25 protein-coding genes are annotated in these 25,310 nt (G+C 59.0%); 14 read left to right on the top strand and 11 right to left on the bottom strand.

Going from position 1 to position 25,310, the window contains the following annotated elements; genetic code table 11:
* The first annotated feature begins 10 nt into the window (after positions 1 to 10).
* Positions 11 to 187: a hypothetical protein gene (locus tag I5L03_RS08370; protein WP_197921283.1), complete on the top strand. Its 177-nt coding sequence runs from the start codon at positions 11 to 13 to the stop codon at positions 185 to 187.
* Between the two features lie 136 nt (positions 188 to 323).
* Positions 324 to 1,085, top strand: coding sequence for a nucleoside triphosphate pyrophosphohydrolase (gene mazG / locus I5L03_RS08365; protein ID WP_197921282.1), 762 nt, complete (start codon positions 324 to 326; stop codon positions 1,083 to 1,085).
* Here mazG and hflX read toward each other — a convergent pair.
* The 7 genes from hflX to dusB all read right to left on the bottom strand — a co-directional run bounded on the left by hflX (position 1,082) and on the right by dusB (position 10,371).
* Positions 1,082 to 2,353 carry a GTPase HflX gene (hflX, locus tag I5L03_RS08360; protein WP_325100136.1) on the bottom strand — a complete coding sequence of 424 codons (1,272 nt, stop codon included), beginning with the start codon at positions 2,351 to 2,353 and terminating at the stop codon, positions 1,082 to 1,084. The genes mazG and hflX overlap by 4 nt on opposite strands.
* Before the next feature lie 68 nt (positions 2,354 to 2,421).
* The gene (gene hfq / locus I5L03_RS08355) at positions 2,422 to 2,988 is read right to left on the bottom strand and encodes an RNA chaperone Hfq (RefSeq protein ID WP_197921281.1); all 567 of its coding nucleotides are present in this window, start codon (positions 2,986 to 2,988) and stop codon (positions 2,422 to 2,424) included.
* A gap of 174 nt (positions 2,989 to 3,162) precedes the next feature.
* Complete coding sequence (gene ntrX / locus I5L03_RS08350; RefSeq protein ID WP_197921280.1) at positions 3,163 to 4,539, bottom strand: nitrogen assimilation response regulator NtrX; 1,377 nt, start codon at positions 4,537 to 4,539, stop codon at positions 3,163 to 3,165.
* Positions 4,540 to 4,555: 16 nt separating this feature from the next.
* A complete protein-coding gene (locus I5L03_RS08345; protein ID WP_197921279.1) occupies positions 4,556 to 6,706 on the bottom strand; it encodes a sensor histidine kinase in 2,151 nt (716 codons plus the stop codon).
* A 145-nt stretch (positions 6,707 to 6,851) separates the two neighbouring features.
* On the bottom strand, positions 6,852 to 8,261 hold the full coding sequence (locus tag I5L03_RS08340) for a sigma-54-dependent transcriptional regulator (RefSeq protein WP_197921278.1): 1,410 nt from the start codon (positions 8,259 to 8,261) through the stop codon (positions 6,852 to 6,854).
* On the bottom strand, positions 8,258 to 9,352 hold the full coding sequence (locus tag I5L03_RS08335) for a two-component system sensor histidine kinase NtrB (protein ID WP_197921277.1): 1,095 nt from the start codon (positions 9,350 to 9,352) through the stop codon (positions 8,258 to 8,260). Before I5L03_RS08335 ends, I5L03_RS08340 begins: the two co-directional genes overlap by 4 nt.
* Positions 9,349 to 10,371 carry a tRNA dihydrouridine synthase DusB gene (gene dusB / locus I5L03_RS08330; RefSeq protein ID WP_197921276.1) on the bottom strand — a complete coding sequence of 341 codons (1,023 nt, stop codon included), beginning with the start codon at positions 10,369 to 10,371 and terminating at the stop codon, positions 9,349 to 9,351. Before dusB ends, I5L03_RS08335 begins: the two co-directional genes overlap by 4 nt.
* Before the next feature lie 74 nt (positions 10,372 to 10,445).
* On the opposite strand from dusB, the gene I5L03_RS08325 reads away from it, so the two are divergent.
* Positions 10,446 to 11,615: a bifunctional 2-C-methyl-D-erythritol 4-phosphate cytidylyltransferase/2-C-methyl-D-erythritol 2,4-cyclodiphosphate synthase gene (locus I5L03_RS08325; RefSeq protein WP_197921275.1), complete on the top strand. Its 1,170-nt coding sequence runs from the start codon at positions 10,446 to 10,448 to the stop codon at positions 11,613 to 11,615.
* Positions 11,612 to 12,109 (top strand): CinA family protein, encoded by a 498-nt coding sequence (locus I5L03_RS08320; protein WP_197921274.1) that lies wholly within the window; start codon positions 11,612 to 11,614, stop codon positions 12,107 to 12,109. The genes I5L03_RS08325 and I5L03_RS08320 overlap by 4 nt, the downstream gene beginning before the upstream one ends.
* Here I5L03_RS08320 and I5L03_RS08315 read toward each other — a convergent pair.
* Positions 12,070 to 12,531 carry a type II toxin-antitoxin system RatA family toxin gene (locus I5L03_RS08315; protein WP_197921273.1) on the bottom strand — a complete coding sequence of 154 codons (462 nt, stop codon included), beginning with the start codon at positions 12,529 to 12,531 and terminating at the stop codon, positions 12,070 to 12,072. The two genes, I5L03_RS08320 and I5L03_RS08315, sit on opposite strands and share 40 nt — an antisense overlap.
* On the bottom strand, positions 12,531 to 13,478 hold the full coding sequence (gene lipA / locus I5L03_RS08310; RefSeq protein ID WP_197921272.1) for a lipoyl synthase: 948 nt from the start codon (positions 13,476 to 13,478) through the stop codon (positions 12,531 to 12,533). The genes I5L03_RS08315 and lipA overlap by 1 nt, the downstream gene beginning before the upstream one ends.
* A gap of 83 nt (positions 13,479 to 13,561) precedes the next feature.
* Here lipA and I5L03_RS08305 point away from each other — a divergent pair, with 83 nt between their 5' ends.
* The 5 genes from I5L03_RS08305 to I5L03_RS08285 are packed head-to-tail and all read left to right on the top strand — an operon-like array spanning position 13,562 to position 17,126.
* Positions 13,562 to 14,545 (top strand): sodium-dependent bicarbonate transport family permease, encoded by a 984-nt coding sequence (locus tag I5L03_RS08305; RefSeq protein ID WP_197921271.1) that lies wholly within the window; start codon positions 13,562 to 13,564, stop codon positions 14,543 to 14,545.
* Positions 14,542 to 14,850: a P-II family nitrogen regulator gene (locus I5L03_RS08300; protein WP_197921270.1), complete on the top strand. Its 309-nt coding sequence runs from the start codon at positions 14,542 to 14,544 to the stop codon at positions 14,848 to 14,850. The genes I5L03_RS08305 and I5L03_RS08300 overlap by 4 nt, the downstream gene beginning before the upstream one ends.
* Positions 14,850 to 15,491 carry a carbonic anhydrase gene (locus tag I5L03_RS08295; protein ID WP_197921269.1) on the top strand — a complete coding sequence of 214 codons (642 nt, stop codon included), beginning with the start codon at positions 14,850 to 14,852 and terminating at the stop codon, positions 15,489 to 15,491. The genes I5L03_RS08300 and I5L03_RS08295 overlap by 1 nt, the downstream gene beginning before the upstream one ends.
* Positions 15,492 to 15,540: 49 nt before the next feature.
* Positions 15,541 to 16,251, top strand: coding sequence for an NYN domain-containing protein (locus I5L03_RS08290; RefSeq protein WP_197921268.1), 711 nt, complete (start codon positions 15,541 to 15,543; stop codon positions 16,249 to 16,251).
* A 59-nt stretch (positions 16,252 to 16,310) separates the two neighbouring features.
* Positions 16,311 to 17,126: a DUF1206 domain-containing protein gene (locus I5L03_RS08285; protein ID WP_197921267.1), complete on the top strand. Its 816-nt coding sequence runs from the start codon at positions 16,311 to 16,313 to the stop codon at positions 17,124 to 17,126.
* Between the two features lie 12 nt (positions 17,127 to 17,138).
* Here I5L03_RS08285 and I5L03_RS08280 read toward each other — a convergent pair whose 3' ends face one another.
* Positions 17,139 to 17,618, bottom strand: coding sequence for a hypothetical protein (locus I5L03_RS08280; RefSeq protein ID WP_197921266.1), 480 nt, complete (start codon positions 17,616 to 17,618; stop codon positions 17,139 to 17,141).
* Positions 17,619 to 17,638: 20 nt separating this feature from the next.
* Positions 17,639 to 19,453, bottom strand: a complete 1,815-nt coding sequence (gene mutL / locus I5L03_RS08275; protein WP_197921265.1) for a DNA mismatch repair endonuclease MutL — start codon at positions 19,451 to 19,453, stop codon at positions 17,639 to 17,641.
* Between the two features lie 184 nt (positions 19,454 to 19,637).
* Here mutL and I5L03_RS08270 point away from each other — a divergent pair, with 184 nt between their 5' ends.
* The 5 genes from I5L03_RS08270 to rodA are packed head-to-tail and all read left to right on the top strand — an operon-like array spanning position 19,638 to position 25,306.
* Entirely contained in the window at positions 19,638 to 20,684 is a 1,047-nt protein-coding gene (locus tag I5L03_RS08270; protein ID WP_197921264.1) for a rod shape-determining protein, read from the top strand.
* A 30-nt stretch (positions 20,685 to 20,714) separates the two neighbouring features.
* Positions 20,715 to 21,611 (top strand): rod shape-determining protein MreC, encoded by an 897-nt coding sequence (gene mreC, locus I5L03_RS08265; RefSeq protein WP_197921263.1) that lies wholly within the window; start codon positions 20,715 to 20,717, stop codon positions 21,609 to 21,611.
* Positions 21,611 to 22,165, top strand: a complete 555-nt coding sequence (locus tag I5L03_RS08260; protein ID WP_197921262.1) for a rod shape-determining protein MreD — start codon at positions 21,611 to 21,613, stop codon at positions 22,163 to 22,165. The genes mreC and I5L03_RS08260 overlap by 1 nt, the downstream gene beginning before the upstream one ends.
* A gap of 4 nt (positions 22,166 to 22,169) precedes the next feature.
* Positions 22,170 to 24,197 (top strand): penicillin-binding protein 2, encoded by a 2,028-nt coding sequence (gene mrdA, locus I5L03_RS08255; RefSeq protein WP_197921261.1) that lies wholly within the window; start codon positions 22,170 to 22,172, stop codon positions 24,195 to 24,197.
* Positions 24,194 to 25,306, top strand: a complete 1,113-nt coding sequence (gene rodA / locus I5L03_RS08250; RefSeq protein ID WP_325100135.1) for a rod shape-determining protein RodA — start codon at positions 24,194 to 24,196, stop codon at positions 25,304 to 25,306. The genes mrdA and rodA overlap by 4 nt, the downstream gene beginning before the upstream one ends.
* The last annotated feature ends 4 nt before the right edge of the window (positions 25,307 to 25,310 follow it).

Genomic DNA, 25,310 nt, shown 5'->3' with positions numbered 1-25,310 from the left:
AGTCCGCCCGATGGGATCAGCTGACGGAGTGCAATGGGTTTCGCTGATTGCGATGCTCGGCTGGCTGGTGCTGATCCTGTTCGCATATCGATCTTACCGGGTGGACACTGGAAAGACCATCCGCATGGCGCTTACATGGGCGGCGATTTTTGTGGGCGTGGCGATATTCTTCAGTTTGCTCACATGAAGGGCGCTGCCAGGGATACGCGACATCGCTTCAGAGCTGAGATTAGAGCCAAGACCAGCATGTCCGTAAATTAACATAATAGATATTATCAATCCGGCTTTCGCGTGTGGCTGACCGAAAATGGCGATCCCCTCTTATGTCTGAACAACTCAACCGACTGCTTTCCATTATGGCGCGGCTACGTGATCCGGAGCATGGTTGCGAATGGGACGTTGCGCAAACCTTTGAGACAATCGTGCCATATACCATCGAGGAAGCCTATGAAGTCGCCGATGCCATCGAACGCAACGACATGGTTGAGCTTCGCAGCGAATTGGGCGATTTGCTGCTTCAGGTCGTCTTTCACTCCCGCATGGCCGAAGAAGATGGCCAATTCGCCTTCGAAGACGTCGCAAAGGCAATCTCAGACAAAATGGAAGCTCGTCATCCGCACATCTTCGGCGATGAAGGCGGGCAGATGGACGGAAAACGCTGGGAGGATTTGAAAGAAGCCGAGCGGGCCAAGGAAGGTGCTACTAGCGCCATGGACGGCGTCGCCAACGCATATCCTGCCCTGCTCCGTTCCGAGAAGCTGCAGAAACGTGCCGCGCGCGTCGGTTTCGAATGGGACGAGCTGGAAGGTCCGCGGGCCAAACTACTGGAAGAACTGGATGAATTGCACTCCGCTGACGAAAGTGAAAAGCTGATTGAGGCAGGCGACGTGCTGTTTGTCGCAGTTAATATCGTACGCAGATACGGCGTCGATGCCGAGCAAGCCCTGAAAGCCGCCAATTCCAAATTCGAAAGCCGTTTTCGCGAAATGGAGCGCCTGGCACAGCAGGATGAAGTGGACTTTGCCGCTTTGTCGCTCGACGAGCAGGAGGCCTATTGGCAGCGCGCCAAGCTCTCAATTGGCTAGGAAGCAAGCGCTTCGAAGCGGCCATGTTCTTTTTCGGTCAGCCGCACTTTGACCAATCTTGCCGGTGAAGGAGCACCCTCCTCAACCTCCTCTTCACTCAGCACTTCGCCATGTGCGTGCAGCCAGGCGATCCGCGCGCCATCATGTGCTGGAAGAGTGAAACTATAGACGCGCGCGCCTTCTGTGAGGACTGCGCCGAGGCGCTGCTGCAGCTCTTTTAAACCCTTGCCGGTCATCGCAGAAATCGGAATGATCGCATCATCGTTTTGCGCAAGGCCGCCAAGCTCTGACTTCGCATCCTCGTCAAGCAAGTCCCACTTGTTCCAGACTTCCACAAGCGGGGCGTCCACGCCCTCCCCTGCCTCGTCCACCACGCCGAGATCATGAAGGACGGAAAGCACCTGTCGCTTCTGCTGCGCGCTGTCAGGATTGGCGATATCGCGCACGTGCAGAACGATGTCCGCTGCGGTCACTTCTTCCAGCGTTGCCCGGAACGCTGCCACCAGTTGGGTCGGGAGATCGGAAATAAATCCCACCGTGTCTGACAGGATCGCCTTTTCGACGCCTGGCAGGCCGATCGCCCGCATAGTAGGATCAAGGGTAGCAAAGAGCAAATCTTCCGCCATGACGTCAGCACCGGTCAGGCGATTGAAAAGCGTGGATTTTCCGGCATTTGTATAGCCGACCAAGGCGATCACGGGCCAAGGTGCCCTGCCCCTACGCTTGCGATGCAATTCGCGGGTTTTGCGGACCTGCTCCAGCTCTCGGCGCAGTTTCGCCATGCGATCGCGGATCATGCGGCGGTCAGCCTCGATCTGCGTTTCACCCGGACCACCCAGGAATCCGAAGCCACCGCGTTGCCGCTCAAGGTGGGTCCAGCTGCGCACAAGGCGGCTCGCCTGATAGTCGAGATGCGCCAGTTCAACCTGCAAACGGCCCTCGGCCGTCGCAGCACGCTCGCCGAAAATCTCAAGGATCAGCCCAGTCCGATCGATAACCTTACGGCCGATCTTTTCCTCAAGATTGCGCTGCTGGATCGGCGATAGTGCGCCGTCAATGATGACCAGCTCCGCATCATGCAGCGTGCAATCGGTGGCAATCCGCTGCACCTGCCCCTCACCGAAAAGGGTATTGGGCCGGATATCGCGAACATTGAGGATATAGGCCTCTGCCACGACAATCCCGATCGCAAGCGCGAGGCCAGTGGCCTCTTCAAGACGCGCCTCCGGGTCCTCATCGCTGCGCTGGCCGCGAATTTGCGGGCACACGACAAGGGCACGCGCCCCGCGCGTTACCTCGCCTTCGATGTCATCATCTACAATCAGGCTACTTCGCCTCAGTCTTCGCTATCGTCGTCATCGTCATCGCCAAACCCGTCCTCGGTCAAATCCACCTGCGTGGCGGGCTGGATGGTCGACACAGCATGTTTATAGGCAAGCTGGACGTAGCCTTCACGTTCCAACAACATGCAGAAAAGATCGTATGCGGCGATGCGGCCCTGCAGCATGACGCCGTTCACAAGGAACATGGTAACCTGCACGGCGGCATCGCGGACGCGGCTGAGGAAAATGTCCTGCAGGAGGCGCTGCTTGCGGTTTCCGTCGAAGCCCGTGTCGAAACTGTCCGCATCGACCGGATTGCTCGGCATGATCGTGGAAATGGCATGCTTGTAGACAAGCTGCGACTGCCCATCACGTCGCAACAGGATCGAGAAATTATCGAACCACGTCACGATGCCCTGCAGCTTGACACCCTTCACCAGGAACATGGTGACAGGCATTTTTTCACGCCGCAAATGGTTCAGAAACAGGTCCTGCAGATTTCCCGCCTTCGCAGGCGCAGATGTTGCTTTTTCGCTCTCGGGTTCCCGACGAGGCCGGGGAGTAAGCGTGCCTTTGGCCATTGATCTGACTCCATTCTTTTTGGCGATCCGATCTTCGCCGAATCGCATTCTGGCATCGCAATCTGCGACGCCGCTTGTCACACAAGTGCAATAGATCGCACAAAAATGCGTAAATCTCGAGACAGATATGTGGGTTCAGATCGTCGCTTGCGCAAGATCTGTTTGAACGGTCAATCAGTCGCCGTTGTTGCGATCGTTCATCCCAAGCAATTTCAGCTTTCTGTGCAGCGCCGATCGCTCCATGCCGATGAAACCGGCTGTCTTCGAGATATTGCCCGAAAAGCGGCGGATTTGAATGCGCAGATATTCCCGCTCGAAGCTTTCGCGCGCTTCACGCAGCGGCACACCCATAAGGTTTGTCATGCCGCTGCCGCTGTCGGAAGAGCCGCCAGTGATTTCTTCCGGCATCATGTCAGGAGTGATCGTCGCGAATTCTTCTCGCGGAGCCAGGATCACAGTTCGCTCGATGACATTGCGGAACTGGCGGACGTTTCCAGGCCAATCATAAGCTTGCAGCGATGCCATCGCCTCCGGCGCGATAGTGGGCGGAGTCAGTCCTTGCTCGCGGGCGTAACGGGTGAAAAAATGCTCTGCGAGCGCCGGGATGTCGTCGCGCCGTTCGGATAGAGGCGGTATTTCGATCGGAACGACGTTTAAGCGATAAAACAGGTCTTCACGGAAGCGCTTTTCCTCGATTTCCGTCAGAAGGTCTTTGGCGGTGGAAGATACTACGCGGACGTCCACGCCAACCTGTCGATTGCCCCCCACGCGAACAAAGCTCTGGTCTGTCAGAACGCGCAGGATGCGCGCTTGTGTGCTTTCCGGCATGTCCGCCACTTCGTCGAGATATAGGGTGCCGCCATCAGCCAATTCCAGCAGGCCGGGCCGGATAAGCTTGCCGTCCGCCTCTTCGCCGAACAATTCGTGCTCAAAGCGATCGGGTGTAATGCGCGCCGAATTGACCGAAACAAAGGCCTTGTCAGCACGCGGGCTCCAGGCATGGAGCAGCCGCGCGGCGACTTCCTTGCCCGCCCCAGCAGGTCCGCTCACCAACACCCGGCTGCCGGTATTGGCTACGCGCTTCAGCGTAGCGCGCACCTGGTTGATGACGGATGAGTTGCCGGTGAATTCATCGGGTGACGTCATGCCTTCGCGAAGGCGTTCATTTTCCCGCCGCAAGCGCTCGGTTTCGGTCGCGCGCGCCACGAGGTGGAGAAGCTTTTCTGCCTCAAAAGGTTTCTCGATGAAGTCCATCGCCCCGCGGCTCACCGCCGACACTGCGGTGTCGACATTACCATGGCCGGAAAAAATGATGACCGGCAGACCGGGCTCACGCGTCTTGATATCGTCGAGCACTTCCAGCCCGTCTCGCGGGGATCCGTGCAGCCACACGTCGAGCAGCACCAAGCTGGGTCGCCGTTCATCGACCATGGCAATCGCGCTCTCGCTATCGCCTGCCGTGCGGCACTCATAGCCTTCGTCACTCAAGACGCCGGCCACAAGGTCGCGAATATCCCGCTCGTCATCGACTACGAGGATATCGAGTGCCATTCAAAACTCTCCCACTTCAATCATCTGCTGCATCTGCGCTTTCGATATGGTCTGCCGGATGGACGGCGAAGCGTAGTTGCACGACTGTACCCCCGCCCTCGCCTGCCGGCGCAAAGCTGATTTCGCCGCCATGTTCTTCGACAATCTTCTTCACAATCGCGAGGCCGAGGCCCGTGCCCTTCTCCCGCGTTGTCACATAAGGCTCGATCACATTGACCCCGCCCTGCGGGAGGCCAACGCCGTTGTCGCGAACTTCTATCAGCATGAAGTCATCGGGCATCGTGACACTCAAATCGATACGACCGCGCCAATCGACCTCAGCATCTTTCGCTTTTCCTTCAATGGCTTCTGCCGCATTTTTGAGGACGTTTGTCATCGCTTGGCCGAATTGGTGACGATCGCATTCGATCGCGCGAATCCCTTCATCGGCGAAGAAGGTATAAGTGATTTCCGGGTGCGCCACTTCCTGCAGAAACAAAGCTTGCCGGACGAGATCAACAGCGTCCTCTTGCCGGAAAACGGGCTTTGGTAAACGCGCGAAGCTCGAAAATTCGTCGACCATTTTCCGAAGATCACCGACCTGACGGATGATCGTGCCCGTCAGCTCGTCGAACAACGCGCCGTCTTTTTCGATCTGCTTGCCATAGCGCCGCTTCAAGCGCTCCGTGGCGAGCTGGATCGGTGTGAGAGGATTTTTGATTTCATGCGCAATTCGCCGCGCCACATCGGACCATGCCGCCTGTCGCTGATCGAGCAATTGGCGAGTGATATCCTCAAAGGTGATCACCATGCCTTCTGTGGCCGGTGAAAGCTGCACAGCGAGGGTGAGCAGCTCCGTTCCTCTTCTGAACTGCACGATTTCACTCATGGAGCCTTCGCTGACGAGGCGCGCAAATTCAGGAACAACTTCGCCCAGGTCGCGGCCTACCGCCTTTTCGGCGCTGTCTTCGAATAGCAACTGGCGGGCAGAGCTGTTCATGAGCTGGATTCGCCCGTCGGGATCGACAGAAAGAATGCCCGCTGTGATCGATTCCAGCACGGCCTCGATAAAGGCACGGCGCTCGGCCAGCTGGTGATTGGCCCCAAGCAACTCATCGGTCTGGCGCTCTATCTGCGACGACATGCGATTGAACGCGCGGCCTAGAAGACCGATTTCATCCTGCTTCCCGATCCGCCCCGAGACGCGCATGGCGTAATTGCCACTGCCGATCTCACCCGCAGCATCCGCAAGCTCGGCAAGCGGCTTCACCTGCCTGTCCGCAAACCGCAGAGCCGCCCAAACGGCGAGACCAACGAGCGCGAGGCTGACAAGGAATAGTGCAATATTGAATTGAAGCTGGAGCACGCGCGCGCGAGATGTGAGATCAGCGTAAGAATCGACCGCATTTTCCGCCTGCAGATAGAGGCTGGCGGCCTCAGGCTGCGAGTCCCGCGAAACATAAAGATAAGCGTCGGAAGCACGGTCCAACAATACAACCGCTTCGACCCGCTGCGCTGTTGCCCGAGCGACGAACAGCGCCCCACTGTCAACAGCCTCCATGTCTTCCACACTGACGCGTGGTCGCTCCCGATCATCCTGGGGATCGACGAGAACCAGGAGGCGGGCGTCTCCAGCCGAGGACCGTCGATAAATTGCCGCCTCGCTCAGTTCCCGTTGATATGTTTGACCCCAAATTTGATCCGCAAATTCTGTGCTTGTCAGCGGCAGTCTCTCTAGCACTGACCGAATGTCGCTCGACATCGCAACCCCGTTCATGCCAACGGATCGTTGATTGTTATCGTAATAGCTTTCCGCCAACTCGCTCGCATCTTCCATCATGCTGCGTGATGAGCCAGTAAACCAAAAATCGACGCCGGATTGAAACAGGATCGAGGCAAACATCGCGACAAAAAGCGTGGGAATTGCGGCGATTAAAGAGAAGAAAAAGACGAGATTGACATGTAATCTCGCGGTAGTCCCCCCTGCCCTGTTGATCGCGATGCGCCGCCCCCAGAGCACGACAATTCCGAGGGCGGGAATGAGCGTGCCGAGCAAAAGTGCAGCAGCTTGTTCTGACGGCATCAGATCGTTGCGGTTCGAAAGTCCGGCGATGATAAGGTAAGCGGTTGCCGCCATCGTCACGAGTGTCATCGCGCAAACGATCTCAAGCCACAGAAACAAGTTCATCCGCCGCGCGGCAAGTTGGACGCGCCGCCACCAGCGCGATCTCTTTTGGGCGGAACCTACCGCGACAGGAGCAGTCGTGCTGGCCACGTTGCAAGCTTACAACAGCGCTGTTGCAGTTTTGCAAGGGCTTTCTCCCGAAATGTCCTCAGCTGCGGCTAAATTGCTCCGGATCGATCTGCAGTTCCTGCAATCGCTTGCGCAAAGTGTTGCGATTAATGCCGAGCATTTGCGCTGCTTTGAGCTGATTTCCGCCGGTGGTTTTCAAGGCATGCTGGAAGACAGGTCTTTCAAGCTTCTCGGCGGCCTGCTGATAGAGCGAGCCATCTGCGAAGTTCTGAGCACCGAGCCAATTTGCGATCTGCATTTCAATATCGCCCACCTCGTCCGCATCGGCAACCTGGAGGCTGGTATCGAGCAGGCCAGCCACGGTCTCAGCATCAATCACATCGTCGCGAGATAACAAAGCGGCGCGATAGACTAGGTTACGCAGTTCACGGACATTTCCCCGCCACGGCTGATCTGCAAGGACCCGCACGGCATCATCCGACAGAGTTCGCGCAGGCAACCCCTCCGTCGTGGCCAGTTTAAGGAAGTGTTTGGCTAGCGGCTCTACATCACCCGCGCGGTCACGAAGCGGCGGCAGCTGGATGGGCACCACATTGAGCCGATAATACAGGTCTTCACGGAAAGAACCTTCGGCAATCATCGGCGCAAGATCGCGATTGGTCGCGGCGATCACGCGAACGTCGACCGAAATCTCCTGGCTGCCGCCAACGCGCCTGATCCTCCCGGCCTGCAGTGCGCGCAGCAGCCGCGTCTGTGCCTCGGCAGGCATGTCGCCGATTTCGTCGAGGAAAAGCGTGCCGCCATTGGCTTGCTCGAATTTGCCGATATTGCGCGTGGTGGCGCCGGTGAAGGCGCCTTTCTCATGCCCGAAGAGCTCGCTTTCGATCAATTCGCGCGGGATCGCCGCCGCATTGACCGCAATGAAGGGTCCTGTCTTGCGGCTGCCAAGCTCGTGGATCGCCTCTGCGACAAGCTCTTTCCCCGTCCCGGACTCTCCAAGCACCAAGACCGACAAATCATTATGCAGCACGCGCGTAATGAGTCGGTAGACATCCTGCATAGCAGCGCTGCGCCCGATGAGCGGAAGGCCATCGCCGGGATCTTCCACCTCGGCAGAGCTCTTACCGACGGAGTCGGCTGCCTGTCGCGCTGCGCGGACGACTTCATTGAGGTCGAAGGGTTTCGGGAAGTACTCAAACGCGCCCCGATCCGTCGCGCGCACGGCCGTGTCGAGCGTGTTCTGGGCAGACAGGATGATAATCGGAAGGTCAGGATAGCTTTTGCGCACCTCTCCAAGCGTTTCGATCCCGTCGCCATCGCTCAGCATGACGTCAGTGAGCATGACGTCGAACTGCCCTGCTGCCAGCGAAGAATCCCTCCCCGCCACGCTATCCTGCGCTTCCACCGCGAAGCCTTCCGCTTCCAGCCCTGCGCGAATGACCGTCGCAATCGCGGTATCGTCTTCGATCAGCAGCGCGCGCCGCGTCATGTCTTTTCTCCGTTTGGCTTTGCAACCGGCAGTTGAATACGAAAATGCGTCCATCCGGCGGCGTCATCGCGTTCATGACTGACCCTGCCATTCATGTCGCGCACGAGTTTCTGCACCAGGGCCAGCCCCAAGCCCTGCCCGTGCGCTTTGCTGGAAACGAAAGGTTCGAAAATGTGATCGCGCAAAGCAGGGTCTACGCCCGAGCCATTGTCGCTCACGCGAATTTCGATCGGCAATTTGATGGACCGCCCGAGACGGATGACATTCGTCACCACTCCGCCTGCAAAACGGGTGCGGATGCGAATTTGCGGCGCGACATTTTGCGATGCGGCGTCCCGCGCATTGGCGATCAGATTGACCAGAACCTGCACCAACGCACCGTCGTTGGCGAGGACAGGCGGCAGGGACGGATCGAATTCCTCTTTCCACGCCACTGCGTCATCCGCCGTCATTTTCACCGTTGAGATCGCCTTGCGGATCGCCTCATGCAGATTGACCGGTGCAACAGGTTCGCTTTGCTCCCGCCCGAGCCGCTGCATCCGATCGATGAGCTGGGCAATGCGATCGACCTCCTGAACCACAAGCCGTGTAAGCGGTGCCTGCTTATCGCTCGCTTGCTTTTCCAGCAATTGCGCCGCGCCGCGGATGGCCGCTAGCGGGTTCTTGATCTCGTGTGCCAACACCGCAGGACCGCGAAGGACCGGGCGCCTTTCCTGCTCTTCGAAACGCTCACCCTGGCTCGCATCTGAAAGGGTTATCATGCGCCAGCCTGGATGGGAGGCCATGGTGGAAACGGTCAGATTGGTGCGCCAGGGGCGTTCGTTGATGGTGACGTCAAGGCCGCGCGCAACCAGCTGCGCCTCAGGATCTTTCAGCCTCTCTGCAAGATCGCTCTGCGTCAGGCCGAGGACGTCGAGCAATTCCCTCCCGGAAAGCCGCGCGGCACTCGCACCGAGAAGCACTTCGCCAGCAGGATTGACCTCAGCAATGCGCAATTCGGGTGTAACGAGCAGTAAAGCGAAACTTAGGCCAGCGATCTGGTCGCTTGGTCCGGGCGGCGGGGTTGCAGCGGCGGAGGCCTCCTTGCTCACGCGGCGCGGCGCCGGATGAAAGGCTCATAAAAGCGCTCAAGCTCGCCGAGAACCTGATCCGCATCGTCGATGAAATTGACCTTGTTGCGGAAGTCGGCGCTGCCATGCAGGCCCTTGGTATACCAGCCAAGGTGCTTGCGAGCGATCTTTACGCCCACGTCCTCACCGTAATGCTCCAACATTCCATTATAGTGTTCAATCAGCGTCTCGTACTGCTCGGAGAAGCTGGGGCTTTCAAGAACTTCGCCAGTCTGCCACCAGTGCATCACCTGCCCGAGCAGCCACGGCTTGCCATAGGCACCGCGCCCGATCATCAGCCCATCCGCGCCCGATTGCTCGAGTGCTTTGGCGGCATCAGGGATCGAGCAGATGTCTCCGTTCACGATGACGGGAATATCGACCGCATCCTTTACCGATTTGATGAAAGACCAGTCGGCGCTGCCTTTATACATCTGGTTTCGCGTCCGTCCGTGCACTGTGACGAGCTTCACACCGAGGTCTTCAGCGATATGGGCGAGTTCGGGCGCGTTGAGGCTCGCATGGTCCCAACCCATCCGCATCTTGACCGTCACCGGCACATCAACGGCCTTGACTGTCGCTTCCATCAGTTTGGTCGCCAGCGGGACTTCACGCATCAGCGCGCTGCCCGCCATTTGCCCGACGACCTTACGCACCGGGCAGCCGAAGTTAATGTCGATAATGGCCGCGCCTTGATCCTCGCTTAGCCTGGCGGCATCGGCCATGCTTTCGGGATCGCAGCCGACAAGCTGCATCGAGACCGGATCTTCGCTTTCATGCCAGCGCGCTTTCTGGATCGACTGGCGGGTTTCGCGGATGGCAGCTTCACTGGCGATCATCTCGGTCACATTGAGCCCAGAGCCATAGCGCCGCACCAGCTGGCGGAACGGCATATCGGTCACCCCCGTCATCGGCGCGAGTACGACCGGGCAATCGATCCTGATCGGACCGATTTCGATCGGCGTGACTGCCGGCGGGTTGGGATTCGACGTGTCGCTCATGATGGTGCCTAATATTTAGGCAGGCGCATAGTGGATTGCGAGGCGCGGCTCAAGCAGGTAGCGGGCTTGGCGCAATGCATAGCAATTCGGACAACGCGACCAGCTTCGGCGCCATCATCGTGGCAGCAGGCAAAGGCCTGCGCGCAGGGCAACCCGTGCCGAAGCAATTTTCGCAGTGGAAGGGGCAACCGGTTCTGCGCCACTCCGCGAGCGCGCTGGCTGAGGCTGGGGCGTCGCCGATCGTTGTCGCAATCCCTGGGGGTGCTGACGAGATTGCAAGCCAAGCACTGTCTGGCATTTCGGGCGTTGTGTTCATCACAGGCGGCCCCACGCGGCAGGACAGCGTGCGGCTTGCGCTTGAAGCTATGGAACAGCACCAGCCGGCAAAGGTCCTGATTCATGATGCCGCGCGTCCGGATTTACCTCAGGACGTGATCATGCGGCTGCTTGGGGCTCTGGACAAATCGCCAGGCGCAATTCCGGTACTGCCGGTCGTCGACAGCATGATCCGCGCCGAGAATGGCTTGATGGCGGGCGACGCCAAACGTGATGAATTACGCCGGGTCCAAACGCCTCAGGCCTTCCGCTATGATACCATTCTCGCAGCGCACCGAGCCTGGCAGGGTGGAACCAATGCCGGGGACGACGCGCAGGTGTTGGAAGCCGCGGGGCACGATGTTGCGCTGGTCGACGGTGATGAACGCCTGAAGAAACTGACTTTCGCCGAGGATTTCATGGAGCAGCAGCCCCCCTTCCCCGCAATTTGCGTTGGCAATGGCTTCGATGTGCACCGCCTCGCCGATGGCGAAGAGCTGTGGCTGTGCGGGATCAAGCTGGAGCACGACAAAGGCCTTGCCGGGCATAGCGATGCCGATGTGGGTTTGCATGCCGTAGTCGATGCAATCCTTGGAGCTTGCGCACAGGGCGATATTGGCGACCATTTCCCGCCCAGCGATCCGCAATGGAAAGGCGCGCCTTCATCGCGCTTTGTCGAGCATGCTGTCAAAGTCGCCGCCGAGAAAGGCTGGCGCATTGGCAATGTCGATTTGACCCTCATCTGCGAAGCACCGAAGATCGGCCCGCACCGCGAAGCCATGAGAGCAAAGCTCGCGGAGCTCCTTGAAGTGGGCGTAGATCAGGTCAGCGTGAAAGCCACCACCACAGAAAAATTAGGTTTTACCGGCCGCGGTGAAGGCATCGCTGCGCAAGCGAGCGCCACTTTGGCAGCGAAGGAAACGTCATGACCGACACTCTTTTTCCCGACGACATTTACCAGCTCGCCAAGCGCGTGGTCGAAGAGAACGCTGCGGCCGGTCGCAAAATCGTGATGGCGGAAAGCTGCACGGGCGGGCTCGTCGCCAGCGCAATCACAGAAATTGCAGGGAGCTCAGCTGTGCTCGATCGCAGCTACGTCACCTACTCCAACGAAGCCAAGCAGTCGGATTTGGGCGTGCCGCTCGACATTTTAGAAGCCTTTGGCGCTGTATCTGTCGCGACGGCTTTTGCCATGGCACAGGGGGCGCTTGAGCGGAGCGATGCCGATGTTGCCGTCGCCATCAGCGGAATCGCCGGTCCAGGCGGCGGAAGCGAGCGCAAGCCTGTCGGCACAGTCGTATTCGCCCGCGCCATCCGCGGTGAAGCCGAGCCTACCGCCGATGAACGATTGTTCGAAGGCGAAAACCGAGCCGGCGTTCGGCGTCAGGCGACGCTTTGCGCGTTGGAGCTGTTGCTTCCGTAGAGATCCTGCGCGCGGGTTTCAAAAGCCGCGACCATTTTGCGGAATGCACGGTCGATATATTGTCCGGCAAGCGTCTCGAACATGATGTTCTTGAACGCAAAGTCGACGCAGAAATCGATCTCGCACGCGCCCTCGCCCACATCACGAAATGTCCAATTGTTGTCGAGGTCGCGCAGTGGACCATCGATATAGTGAACGTTGATCGTGTTCGGGCGATCTTTCACCACTTTCGATGTGAACTTCTCGCGAAGCGCCTTAAAACCGACGAGCATGTGCGCAGTCATCTCGGTATCGCTATCCTTGCGCACCCGCGTCGCGACGACCCATGGCAGGAATTCGGGATATTTATCGACGTCGGCCACCAGGTCGAACATCTGTTCGGCCGTGTAGGGCAGTCGCTTCGTTTCACGGATCTTCGGCATCAGGCTTTCGCCTTCGCCTTTGCCAGCTTCGCCTCGCGCGCCGCCTTCATTTGCGCGAAATCATCGCCTGCATGATAACTGGAGCGCGTGAGCGGAGTTGATGCGACCTGCAGGAAACCCTTCGCGCGGGCAATGGCGCCATAGGCGTCAAAGGCTTTCGGCGTCACAAATTCCTCGACATTCGCATGCTTTGGCGTCGGCTGGAGATACTGCCCCATGGTCATAAAATCGACGTCAGCACTTCGCATGTCATCCATCACCTGATGTACTTCAAGCCGCTGTTCACCGAGGCCAAGCATGATGCCAGACTTGGTGAAGATCATCGGATCGTGGCTCTTCACTTCTTCCAGTAGGCGCAGTGAAGCGTAGTAACGCGCACCCGGACGAATTGTCGGGTACAGGCGCGGCACGGTCTCGAGATTATGATTGTAGACGTCGGGTCCGGCTTCACAGATCGCTTCGACCGCAGGACGCATTTTTCCGCGAAAATCGGGTGTGAGAATCTCGATCGTAGTGCTCGGAGTCTCGCGGCGAAGCGCCTTGATGACCTTAACAAATTGAGATGCACCGCCATCGGGCAGATCGTCACGATCCACGCTGGTGATAACGATGTGCTCCAGCCCCATCTTGCCCGCCGCCACCGCAACATTCTCCGGCTCCATCGGATCGACGATGCGCGGCATGCCGGTCTTCACGTTACAGAAGGCGCAGGCGCGCGTGCAAACATCGCCAAGGATCATCACCGTGGCATGCTTCTTCGTCCAGCATTCACCGATATTGGGGCAAGCCGCCTCTTCGCACACCGTGTTGAGATTGAGATCACGCATCAGCTTGCGCGTTTCGTGATAGCCCTTCGAAACGGGGGCTTTCACGCGGATCCAGTCGGGCTTGCGCTGGCGGGCCGGACGTTCGCCCTCGGGCTGCGGAGGATTGCTGAGATCGGTCATTTCGCTGCCCACTTAGGGAACCCTCAGGATAACCGCAATGGGGACGCTTGCCCTCATTCGTATGCTGGCATAAGCGGTCTGTCATGGACGCAGTCGGCATACAGGCGCTCACCTCCCCGGTAGTGCTCTTTTTCGTATTGGGCTTGCTCGCGGCATTCGCCCGCTCGGACCTCGCCATCCCGGAAGCCATCGCCAAGGGCATGTCGCTATACCTGATGGCGGCGATCGGCCTTAAGGGCGGTATCGAAGTCGCGGAATCGGGCTTGGACGGGACCGTACTCGCCGCCCTTGCCGCCGGCATCGGCGCAGGCTTCGTCATGCCGCTCTATGCTTACTGGCTACTCAAAGGCTTCGGCAAACTCGACCGGATCAATGCAGGCGCGGTCGCGGCGCATTACGGGTCGATCAGCGTGGTGACTTTTGTCACCGCGGTTGAGATCTTCGAGCTGCAGGGCAATCCGCCGGAAGGTTATATGGTCGCCGTCATGGCGACGATGGAAAGCCCCGCCATCCTTGCTGGCCTCGTCCTCGCCCGCGGCGGCGGATCGGATAGCGGCCAGAGCACGAAAGAACTGCTCCACGAGGTCCTTTTCAATGCGTCTGTCGTACTCCTTCTAGGTGCGTTTGCCATAGGCTGGATCGCAGGGCCCTCCGGCTTTGCCGATGTCGAGCCGTTTTTCGGTGCGATGTTCAAAGGCGTGCTCTGCATCTTCCTCCTCGACATGGGCCTGATCGCGGCTCGGCGGGTGATGGACTCGCGCAGCCTGACGTGGCGCCTGGTCGCAATCGCATTGGCCCTGCCGCTTTTCAACGGCGCAGTCGGAACGGTTCTGGGGGTCGGCATAGGTCTCGATACAGGCTCTTCCGCAGCGCTTGGCGTTTTGTGCGCCAGCGCCAGCTATATTGCCGTCCCCGCTGCCATGCGGCTCGCACTGCCAGAAGCCGATCCGGGCATTTATCTCACGATGTCTTTGTCGATCACGTTTCCTTTCAACGTCCTTGTCAACATCGCATTGATCGGTGCGCTTGCAGCGATGCTGACCGGTGGAGGAGCAGCGATCCCATGATCGAGACCGTAATCCGCAAACGTATCGAGATCCTCGCAGATCAGGCGCAGGCCAATCGCGTAACCAAGGCGATTGACGATGCAGGCATCACCGGCTGGACGATCACTCCGGTTACGTCCGGCAAAGGTCGTGATGGCCGCTGGCGCGAAGAACGGGTGATGGGCACGGATAAAGTCCTTATTCTGACAATCGCGCCAGAGGACAAAGCCATGGCTCTGGCAGAAGCCTTGGCGCCAGTGCTCACTCAGCGCAGATTGCTGCTCACCATGTGGGACATCCAGGTCATCCGTGGCGAGCGCTTTTAATGCCTGAATTCCACGAATTACTGCACGGCTATCGCCGGTTCCGCACCGAAGGCTACCCTAAGCAGCGCGCTCGCTATGACCAGCTGGTGTCCGAAGGTCAGCATCCGAAGCTGATGATCATCGGCTGTTCGGATAGCCGGGTCGATCCGGCGCAGATTTTCGATGTCGATCCGGGCGAAATTTTCGTCGTCCGAAATGTTGCCGCCCTTGTCCCGCCCTTCGAGACCACACCCGGTCAACACGGTGTGTCGGCAGCGATAGAATATGCAGTGCAGGTTCTGAAAGTTCGCCAGATCGTGATCATGGGTCACGGGCGATGCGGCGGCTGCAAGGCGGCGCTGACGCAGGAATTGCATGGCAATGCTCCGGGCGAAGGCGGTTTTGTGGCGAATTGGGTCCACTTGTTGGATGATGCGCGCGAACCTGTTGCCGATGCGCATGGAACCGAAAGCCGCGTCGCAGAGCGCGAAATGGAATTTGCCGCAGTGGGTGTCAGCATCGAGAATTTGCTGAGCTTTCCCTTTGTGCGGGAAGCGGTTGAGCGCGGCGATCTAAAACTTCGCGGAACGCATTTCTCCATTACCGAAGGCGTGCTCTATCTGCGCGATGAAGATACCGGGAAGTTCGAAGCCGTTGAGTGAGCGCGTAGCGGGGTTGCGTCGCAAACTGCTCCGCGCCATTTAACCGCCCATGCCAGAAGCCAATCTCAAAAATATCGCACTGCTCATCGATGCAGACAATGCCAGCCATGCAGGTATCGACCCCGTCCTCACCGTCCTTGCGGAATTGGGCCAGGTCAATGTGCGCCGCGCCTATGGCAATTGGGCGAAACCGGCGCTGTCGAATTGGAACAAAATTACGCACCGCTTCGGAATCCAGCCGATGCAGCAGTTCGACCTGACCAAAGGCAAGAACGCCACCGATATCGCAATGGCTATCGATGCGATCGATCTCCTGAACACCGGCAAGGTGGACGGGTTCGGCATCATGTCTTCGGACAGCGATTTTACCCCGCTCGTCACACGGCTCCGGCAAGACGGCTTGATCGTCTACGGCTTCGGTGGGAACAAAGCACCCGATGCATTCAAGTCGGCCTGCACGCGCTACATCGATGTCGATCAATTGATCCGCACCAATTCGCGTGATGACAAATCGCAGTCGGATGACGTTATCGATCAGGACCTGATCGATTTGCTGGGTGACGCCTGGAAAGCCGCTAGCCGGGATGACGAAGGTTTTGCGCGGCTGCATGAAGTCGGCCAGATCGCAGGCAATCGATCCAGCTTCGATGTTCGCAACCACGGCTTCAAGCGCCTGTCCGACATGATGCGCGCCGCCAGCGACAATTTCAAAATGGAGCGGCGGGACGACAAGCAGCTCTACGTCAAACGTTTGCGATAATCTCGGCACCAAATCGCAGGAAGGTCGTTAGTCGTTCATCAAGCAACAGGGACGATATAATGGTCGACAAATCTGAGAAATTCAATTGGTTGGTACGCGTCGGCTATTTCAGCCGCGCTATTCTCTATGCAACGCTCGGCATCGTCGCGCTTACGAGTGCGAGCAAGATCGCCGAAGGCACCAATGGCGTTTTCCAAGCCGTGAAGGACTTCCCTGCGGGCACTGCAATTCTGTGGCTGATGGTGGTTGGCCTTATCGCCTATGCCCTGTTCCGCTTCTCATCGACATTTTTCGACATCGAAAACAACGGCACTGACGCAAAAGGATGGGGCAAGCGCCTTGGCCATGCGGGAAGTGCCATCGGGCACCTCGCGCTCGCCTGGTCGGCCTATCAATTCGCCAGCAGCAGCGGCGGAGGTGGCGGTTCAGGTGGATCGGGCGGCGGCGCTCAGGAAGCTGCGTCCGGCGTGCTTTCCGTGGAATTTGGTGGCACCGTCATCGGCCTTCTCGGTATCGCTTTCGGCATTGCCGCAATTTTCCAGATCAAGAAGGGGCTTAGCGGCGAATTCATGAATCGTATTTCGGCGAATGCGCCCGATGCAACGCGTTTGCTCGGCGGCGCAGGCTATTCTGCCCGCGGCGTAGTATATGGCGTGATCGCCTGGTCGTTGATCCAAGCTGGCTTCATGTCCGGCGGCGCGGAGCAAATTAAGACCCTCGGTGATGCTGTCGCATCGCTGGCTGGTGAAGGCATCGTCTTCACGCTGGTTGCCGTCGGCCTGCTGCTCTTCGGTATCTTCAGCCTCGTTCTCGCTCGCTATCGTATCATCCCGGAACTGGGTGACGATGGCCGCGTGCCCGAATTCAGGACCTGATCGCAGCGAGGATCAAACGCCGCAATTGGCTGTACCAGTACCGGTGTAGACCACACGGTCCCACCGGTCGTACAGCCACATTGTGCCTTCGAACGTGGTGTCTTCGATTTCGCCTTCCTGCGCCACTTCTCCGACAGCCAATCGCAAAGAGTGCGTCCGACCGTTGTAAAGCGAGCGCGTGTTCGAGGGCAGTTCGCGCGAGCCGGGATCGGCTGCAAAGCGGACCATTTCGCCGTCGATTTTCAAATAGGCATCGGTCTCGCGGGCAATCACTCGTACACCCATGCTGGTTCCGGGTGCATAGGCACAGCCTTGGCCCAGCAGATCGTTCGTTTCCATGTCCGGATAGCTGATAGTCTCCGGCACGACCTCTTCGATCGGCGGACCAGTTTCGTTCGCCTCACGCACCCGGTCGGCGATGGCCGCATCTTCTGCCGCCCGTTGGTCTTCCGACGGAGCGTTGCCGCAACCGAGAAGCAAACCCGCCAGCACTGCCCCACACAATCCCCGCATTAATGCCTCCCGAACAGTTTCTCGACATCTTCCATCGACAACTTGACCCACGTAGGCCGACCGTGATTGCACTGCCCCGACCGCGGGGTGGTCTCCATCTCGCGCAGCAGAGCATTCATCTCGGCTACATTGAGCACTCGCCCAGCCCTAACAGAACCATGGCAAGCCATCGTTGCCAGCACATGCTCGATCTTCTCCGTAAGCAGCAGCGATGACCCGTGCTTGGCGATATCGTCGGCTAGATCGCGCAACAGCGCTTCCGGATCCGCTTTCTTGAGAACGCCGGGAATGGCGCGCACGAGCATGGCATTTGGACCGAACCGCTCGATAACAAGGCCGAGCTTGGTGAAGTGATCGATATGTTCCTCAAGCCGGTCGCAATCGGCCTCTTCCAGTTCGACCACTTCGGGGATCAGCATCGCCTGGCTGGCTGCGACCTTCTCGCCGGCACCGGCAGCGCGTAAGCGCTCGAGCACGATGCGTTCATGCGCTGCGTGTTGATCGACAAGCACCAGCCCATCCGCTGACTCGGCGATAATGTAGGTGTTGGCGACCTGACCGCGCGCAATGCCCAGTGGAAAGCGTTCTGCATCTGCTGAAAGCGCTTCAGCCTCTTCTGCCCTCCCCTGCGGCGCGGCGAGCGTTTGCGTATCTCCGGCCCACTCGCTGCGCGTTTCCGACAATCGTTGAGACGATGGGGAAGACCAATCGCGTCCCGAAAAGATAGAGGCCAAGGCCGGAGAAGGCTCTGCGCCAAGCGGTTCCGCCTGCCACCGTCCCATTGCCCCGGAGTCCGGAGCCTGCGCGCTTCGCCGGTCACCGGTGGAAAGCGCATTTCGCAAGCCACTGACGATGAAACCGCGCACCGCAGCAGCATCGCGGAAACGGACTTCGGTTTTGGCGGGGTGCACATTCACATCGACATCGGGAAACGGAACGTCGAGGAACAGCGCGAGCACCGCATGCCGATCACGCGCCAGCATCTCTGCATAGGCGCCGCGCACCGCGCCGATGAGAAGGCGGTCCTTCACCGGGCGGCCATTCACGAAGAGATACTGATGATCGGCGACCCCGCGATTGTAGGTCGGCAGCCCTGCGATGCCGCTGAGCCGCATCGTGCCTTCACCGCTCGGCCGCTCCAGATCTATAACAACGCCATTGTCCGCTAACTCGCGTGCGACAATCTGCGCGACGCGTTCAGGTGCCTCCTGCCCTTCCTGCACGGCAAAAATACGCCTCTCGCCATGTTCGAAGGTAAAGGCAATATCGGGGCGCGCCATAGCGAGGCGGCGCACGATATCATGGCAGGCAGCATATTCGCTACGCGGTGTGCGCAGGAATTTGCGCCTCGCGGGGATCTTTCTGAACAGATCCTCAACCCTCACCCGCGTGCCGGGAGGCAAGGCCGCTGGCCCCTCCTCCACCAGTGCTCCATGATCGACCACCCTGCGCCATCCATCAGAGCTATCAGCCGGCCTGCTCTCGATAGTCAGCTTCGCGACGCTTCCGATCGAAGGGAGCGCCTCGCCTCGAAAGCCGAGTGTCGCCACTTGCTCAATCGCCTCATCAGGCAATTTGGACGTCGCGTGTCTTTCCAAGGCCAGTGACATCTGCTCAGGCGACATGCCGCAACCATCGTCCGTGACCTGAATTGAACCGAGCCCGCCTTCGACAATCGACACGCTAATGCGCGTCGTGCCAGCATCGATCGCATTCTCCACAAGCTCCTTTAACGCGGAGGCCGGGCGCTCGACAACCTCACCCGCAGCAATGCGGTTGACGAGCGTCTCTGGAAGGCGGCGGATTTGCGGCATCGGCGCACCCTACAGGTCAGTGCGCGCAATTTCGAGGCGAACCGGGGCAAAACTACGACCTTTTCGACAAATTTTTTGGCCTTTCTGACGGTTGCGGGTTAAGGGGCGTGACTTTCCGCATTTCCAACAGAGTTCGGACTGAGTCGCCGAGCCACTGCGGCAATTCTTTATTACGGGTTTTTCGATGAGTTCCTTTTTTTCCAATCTCTTCAAATTCGGTTCGCAGAACATGGCCATCGACCTCGGTACGGCCAACACGCTGGTTTACGTACAGGATCGCGGCATCGTGCTGAACGAACCTTCCGTGGTCGCCATCGAGACGACTGCCGGTGTGCAGCGCGTGAAAGCTGTTGGCGACGATGCGAAGTTGATGATGGGTAAGACACCGGACAACATCCAGGCGATCCGCCCACTGCGCGATGGCGTTATCGCCGACATCGAAATCGCAGAAGAGATGATCAAGCACTTCATCCGTAAGGTGCATGGCCGCAAAACGTTGCTCCGCTACCCGGAGATCGTGATCTGCGTTCCCTCGGGCTCCACCTCAGTGGAAAAGCGCGCCATTCGTGACGCGGCCAGCAATGCCGGCGCATCCGAAGTGTTCCTGATTCTCGAGCCGATGGCTGCGGCAATCGGTGCGGATATGCCCGTTACCGAGCCCGTCGGCTCCATGGTCGTCGACATTGGCGGTGGTACGACCGAAGTCGCCGTCCTGTCGCTGCGCGGCCTCGCATACACCACGTCGGTTCGTACCGGCGGTGACAAGATGGACGAGGCGATCGTCTCTTATGTCCGTCGACACCACAACCTCCTGATCGGTGATGCCACGGCGGAGCGGATCAAGAAGGATTACGGCGTTGCCACCGTGCCGGATGACGGCGTAGGTGAAACCATCGTGATCAAGGGACGCGACCTCGTGAATGGCGTACCCAAGGAGATCAATATCAACCAGGCGCACGTGGCGGAGGCATTGTCCGAACCTATTGGCGCTATCGTTGAAGGTGTTCGCATTGCCCTTGAAAACACGGCGCCTGAACTTGCTGCTGACATCGTCGATCAGGGCATCGTTCTCACTGGCGGCGGCGCGCTGATCCGGGGTCTGGACGATCATATCAAGGAAGAAACCGGACTGCCGGTCAGCATTGCGGAAGATCCGTTGACATGCGTGGCCCTGGGCACAGGCCGGGCAATGGAGGACCCGATCTATCGCGGCGTCCTCATGACCGCTTAAAAAGCAATTCAACAAGGGGAGCGGGCCGCGATGGCACCGCCGTCGGCGCAGACATCTGGCTCTAACAAGAAGGCGCAGCTTGGCCGCTTCGCTGGCTATGTTTTTGCAAGCGCCGGGGCGCTGATCGGCGCGCTGTTGTTGATCATTTCTCTGTGGCGGCCCGAAGCCTTTTATGGCCTTCGCTCCATGGCCACCGATGCCGCCTCGCCGGTGGGGGAAGCCGGTGCGACGGGGCGCGTCGGATCACGCAGCTTTTTCGAAGCAATCGCAGGCTATTACGACGCTGGATCACGCAATGCAGAACTACAGCGCGAGAATGAAATTGCCCGCGTCCGGCTCGCCGAAATGCGCGCACTCGAGCAAGAGAACGCTCGGCTGAAAGCCCTGCTCGATCTGGCCGAGGGCGAGATCACCCCGGTCGCCACCGGAAGGCTGATCGGATCGAGCTCCACCAGTACGCGCAGATTCGGATATTTGGGCGCCGGTCAGGACGACGGTGTGCAGGTCGGAATGCCGGTCAGCTCTCCCATGGGTCTTGTCGGTCGCATCCTTGAAGCGGGCAATTCCACATCGCGGGTCCTTTTGCTGACCGACGTCGAAAGCATCGTACCCGTCAGGCGCGCAACCGACGATGTGGTTGCTTTCGCGGAAGGGCGCGCAGACGGTTCGCTGCGCATTCGCCTGATCAATCTTGGTATTAATCCGCTAGAGGAAGGCGACATTTTCGTCACCTCCGGCGCTGGCGGGCTGTTCCGTCCCGGCGTGGCCGTCGCGATGGTGTCTGAAATCACCGATGATGGCGCAATCGGCCAATTGCTCAGCAACCCGGCCGCCACCGATTTCGTTATCGTCGAACCAATCTTCGAACCTGAAGCCATCGTGGCTGCCGATGCTCCGTTTACCAGCATGCAGAGCGAAGAAGAATAATGGAGCGGCTTAATCCGAACGCGCGGCGCGATCAGTTCGGCAGCAAAATCAACCGGGCGCATTCCCCGGTCCTTGCATATGGATTGCCTTGGCTGACGATATTGCTTGCATCACTGACGCCGCTTCTGCCCATTATTGCCTCTGCGCCGATGGTTCCGCCGCTCGGTTATCTCTTCCTGCTGGCCTGGCGCGTTTTGAGACCGGGTCTGCTGCCCATGTGGGCGGGCCTGCCGCTGGGATTTTTTCATGACCTCTATTCCGGCCAGCCGCTGGGATCGGGGATCCTGCTATTCTCCCTCACCATGATTGCACTCGACCTGATCGAAGTCCGCTTTCCATGGCGCGGTTTCTGGCAGGACTGGGGCGTGGCCGCAGTCTTCAGCACGCTTTATCTTTTTTTCTCCGCCATTTTCTCGGGCGTGTCGCTGAACTGGATTCAGCTTTCCCTCATCTTGCCACAGATATTGATCACCATCATGCTGTTCCCCGTGGTTGCGCAAATCGTGTCTCTTCTTGACCGCGTCCGTCTGACGCGCGTGCGGCGCATTGGGTGAGCTGATGGACCGCAAGATCACTTCCAATACTCTCAAGGAACGTTTCGCCCGCCGGAGTTTTCTCATCGGAGCCATACAAGGCGGTATTGGCTGCCTGCTCGCAGCGCGCATGGGCTATATCGCCGTAGCCGAGAATGAGAAATACGAGATGGAAGCGGAGAGCAACCGCGTAAACCTCTCACTCATTCCCCCGCGCCGAGGCTGGATCCTCGATCGTAACGGCTCGCCACTCGCGTCCAACCGGGCCGATTTCCGCGTCGATATCATTCCGGAGCGGGTCAACGACCCCGATCAGACGGTAAACCTGCTCAGCGAATTGCTGAACTTCACTCCAGCGGAACGCGAAGATCTTCGCTTCAGGCTTGAAGAGAGCCGGGGCTTTGCAGCCGTCCCGGTCGCCAACAATCTCGGCTTCGAAGATTTCGCCGCTGTCAGCGTGCGCCTACCAGAGCTTCCCGGCGTGGTACCCCAGCGCGGATATTCGCGTTATTACCCGACCGGTCCAGCCGTGGGTCACCTCCTCGGCTATGTGGGTGCTCCAAGCCGTGAGGAATATGAGGAAGAGCCGCAGCCGCTTCTCATGACGCCTGGCTTCAAGATCGGAAAGGATGGAGTTGAGCAGCAATTTGAGATGGATTTGCGCGGAGTGCCCGGCGCTCGCCGGGTAGAAGTGACAGCTTCGGGTCGGATCGTACGCGATCTGGAAACACGCGATGATGTTCAGGGTGATCCTGTTCGCCTGACCATCGATGGGCCTCTGCAGGATTACGCTGCACGGCGGCTCGGGCTGGAATCCGGTTCGGTAGTCGTCATGGATTGCCTGACCGGCGACCTGCTCTGCATGGCGAGTATGCCGAGCTTCGATCCGAACAGTTTCTCTGACGGTATCGGCAGGCTGGAATATTCGATGCTCAGGGAAAACGATCGCGTTCCTTTGCGCAACAAGGTTCTTCAGGGGCTCTATCCGCCGGGCTCGACGGTGAAGCCGACCGTGGGCATGGCACTGCTCGGCGAAGGTATCGATCCCGATGAGACCGTCTTCTGCGGCGGCGGGCTGCGCGTCGGCAATCGCGTTTTCCGATGCTGGAACCGCAGCGGTCATGGCAGCACAGATCTTGCCAAGGCTATCTATCAAAGCTGCGACGTTTATTTCTATGCGATGGCGCAGCGCACCGGCATGTGGCCCATCGCCAATGCCTGCATGGATTACGGCATGCAGCAGCAATTCGAGCTGCCGGTTGCCAACCAATTCTACGGCACCGTGCCAAATCCCGAATGGAAGATGGAGAAATACGGCCGTGAATGGCAGGCATTCGACACCGTAAACGCCACCATTGGCCAAGGTTACATGCTCGCTTCTCCACTGCAACTTGCGGTCATGGCTGCGCGTCTTGCGACTTCGGAAAAAGTGACGCCGCGCCTGGCTCTCAATTCCACCGTGCCGCAATTTGAGGACATGGGGGTAAGCGCCGAGTACAAGGCTTACATCCGTCAGGCGATGAGCGATGTTGTGAACGGGCCAGGCACCGCAGGACGCGCGCGACTGCCGATGGAAGAAGTGCTTATGGCGGGAAAGACGGGAACCGCTCAGGTGGTTGGCCTCAATTTCTCGGACGGTCGTTCTGGTCCATGGCGTTTCCGGGATCACGGCCTTTTTATCTTCTTCGCACCCTTCGATAATCCTCGCTATGCGGGCGCGGTCGTCATCGAGCATGGCGGAGGCTCAGGCGCGGCCTATCCTGTCGCGCGGGATGTAATGACTTTCATGTTTGATCCCAATCAGGGGCTCGAGGCGCTGCACGCGCTGGAAGAGCAATGGGGCGGCACGGCGCAGGAACGGCTCGATCGGCAATATGCGCAATATGCTGCCTCCCAAGGCGTAGATTTGCCCCCTGCCCCGCCGCCGGTCACTCTTGCGCGGCAAGTCGATGCAGAAGCGCGCGCCGCAGCAGCAGAGCCGGAAGCGCCGGCGACGGATGCTTTCGTGCCGCGTGAAGAAGCCAATCCACGTTCGGATGAGACAATAACGTGAGGGGCTCGGTCACCCTTCCAACGCCGCTCGCCGAATTCCCCTGGCGGGTCGTGATACCTCTCATCATGCTTGTCGCATTCGGCGCGGCGGTGCTGCATTCCGCGGCCGGAGGATCGATGGATCCGTATGCGTCATCGCACCTGATCCGTTTCGGCGTGTTTCTCGTAGTGGCCTTGACGATTTCCTACTTCCCGCGTGAATGGGCGAGCTATGTCGCGATCCCGGCCTACATCGCCGTCCTCGTCCTCCTCGTCGCGGTGGAAGCGATGGGTCAGCTTGGCGGCGGCAGTCAGCGCTGGCTCGAGCTTGGCTTCATGCGATTGCAGCCATCCGAAGTGATGAAACCAGGCATCGTGCTCTTGCTTGCTGCCTATTACCATTCACTCCCTGCGGCGATGATCGGAACGTGGCGCGCGATTGCCGTTCCTTTGGGACTCATCGCACTGCCGATGGCGCTTGTTCTGCTCCAGCCCGATCTAGGTACCTCGCTCGCCATCGCCTTTGGCGGCGTGGTAGTGATGTTTCTTGCTGGTATTCCGCAGAAATGGTTCATCGGCGGCGGTGTGGCGGCTATCTTCGCGATCCCACTCGCCTATACTTTCGGCCTCAAACCCTATCAGCAGCAGCGCGTGCTGACTTTCCTCGATCCGGCGAGCGATCCGCAAGGCAGCGGCTACCACATTATCCAATCGCAAATCGCCATCGGTTCGGGCGGCATTTCCGGCAAAGGGTTTGGCGAAGGATCCCAAAGCCAGCTGGACTACTTGCCCGAGCCGCATACCGATTTCGTCTTTGCGACAATGGCAGAAGAGTGGGGCCTGATCGGCGGCCTGTTCGTGCTCGTCATATTCGGCATTATCCTGCGTTGGGGCTTGATCGTCGCACGCGACGCGCAGGATCGCTTCTCTCGTCTGCTCGCGGGAGGTCTGACAGCGACGATCTTCTTCTACGTGGCCGTAAACTTGATGATGGTGATGGGCCTTGCACCTGTCGTGGGCATCCCACTGCCCTTCATGAGCCATGGCGGCTCATCCATGATGACGAACATGCTCTGCGTCGGCGGTTTGATGATGGTCGAGCGTTGGAACCGGCGGTCTATCAAGACCTGAAAGG

This window comes from Aurantiacibacter sediminis, from assembly GCF_016019885.1.
Lineage (GTDB): Bacteria > Pseudomonadota > Alphaproteobacteria > Sphingomonadales > Sphingomonadaceae > Alteraurantiacibacter > Alteraurantiacibacter sediminis.
This window is presented reverse-complemented; position numbering and strand designations above follow the sequence as displayed.

Coding starts and splice junctions, on each gene's coding strand:
- lipA (WP_197921272.1), bottom strand. CDS start 13,478: ATGACCGATCTCAGCAATCCTCCGCAGCCCGAGGGCGAACGTCCGGCC.
- mazG (WP_197921282.1), top strand. CDS start 324: ATGTCTGAACAACTCAACCGACTGCTTTCCATTATGGCGCGGCTACGT.
- I5L03_RS08325 (WP_197921275.1), top strand. CDS start 10,446: ATGCATAGCAATTCGGACAACGCGACCAGCTTCGGCGCCATCATCGTG.
- I5L03_RS08320 (WP_197921274.1), top strand. CDS start 11,612: ATGACCGACACTCTTTTTCCCGACGACATTTACCAGCTCGCCAAGCGC.
- I5L03_RS08285 (WP_197921267.1), top strand. CDS start 16,311: ATGGTCGACAAATCTGAGAAATTCAATTGGTTGGTACGCGTCGGCTAT.
- ntrX (WP_197921280.1), bottom strand. CDS start 4,539: ATGGCACTCGATATCCTCGTAGTCGATGACGAGCGGGATATTCGCGAC.
- I5L03_RS08305 (WP_197921271.1), top strand. CDS start 13,562: ATGGACGCAGTCGGCATACAGGCGCTCACCTCCCCGGTAGTGCTCTTT.
- I5L03_RS08315 (WP_197921273.1), bottom strand. CDS start 12,531: ATGCCGAAGATCCGTGAAACGAAGCGACTGCCCTACACGGCCGAACAG.
- I5L03_RS08370 (WP_197921283.1), top strand. CDS start 11: ATGGGATCAGCTGACGGAGTGCAATGGGTTTCGCTGATTGCGATGCTC.
- mutL (WP_197921265.1), bottom strand. CDS start 19,453: ATGCCGCAAATCCGCCGCCTTCCAGAGACGCTCGTCAACCGCATTGCT.
- I5L03_RS08340 (WP_197921278.1), bottom strand. CDS start 8,261: ATGACGCGGCGCGCGCTGCTGATCGAAGACGATACCGCGATTGCGACG.
- I5L03_RS08290 (WP_197921268.1), top strand. CDS start 15,541: ATGCCAGAAGCCAATCTCAAAAATATCGCACTGCTCATCGATGCAGAC.
- I5L03_RS08270 (WP_197921264.1), top strand. CDS start 19,638: ATGAGTTCCTTTTTTTCCAATCTCTTCAAATTCGGTTCGCAGAACATG.
- dusB (WP_197921276.1), bottom strand. CDS start 10,371: ATGAGCGACACGTCGAATCCCAACCCGCCGGCAGTCACGCCGATCGAA.
- I5L03_RS08345 (WP_197921279.1), bottom strand. CDS start 6,706: ATGAACTTGTTTCTGTGGCTTGAGATCGTTTGCGCGATGACACTCGTG.
- mreC (WP_197921263.1), top strand. CDS start 20,715: ATGGCACCGCCGTCGGCGCAGACATCTGGCTCTAACAAGAAGGCGCAG.
- hfq (WP_197921281.1), bottom strand. CDS start 2,988: ATGGCCAAAGGCACGCTTACTCCCCGGCCTCGTCGGGAACCCGAGAGC.
- mrdA (WP_197921261.1), top strand. CDS start 22,170: ATGGACCGCAAGATCACTTCCAATACTCTCAAGGAACGTTTCGCCCGC.
- I5L03_RS08300 (WP_197921270.1), top strand. CDS start 14,542: ATGATCGAGACCGTAATCCGCAAACGTATCGAGATCCTCGCAGATCAG.
- I5L03_RS08260 (WP_197921262.1), top strand. CDS start 21,611: ATGGAGCGGCTTAATCCGAACGCGCGGCGCGATCAGTTCGGCAGCAAA.
- I5L03_RS08295 (WP_197921269.1), top strand. CDS start 14,850: ATGCCTGAATTCCACGAATTACTGCACGGCTATCGCCGGTTCCGCACC.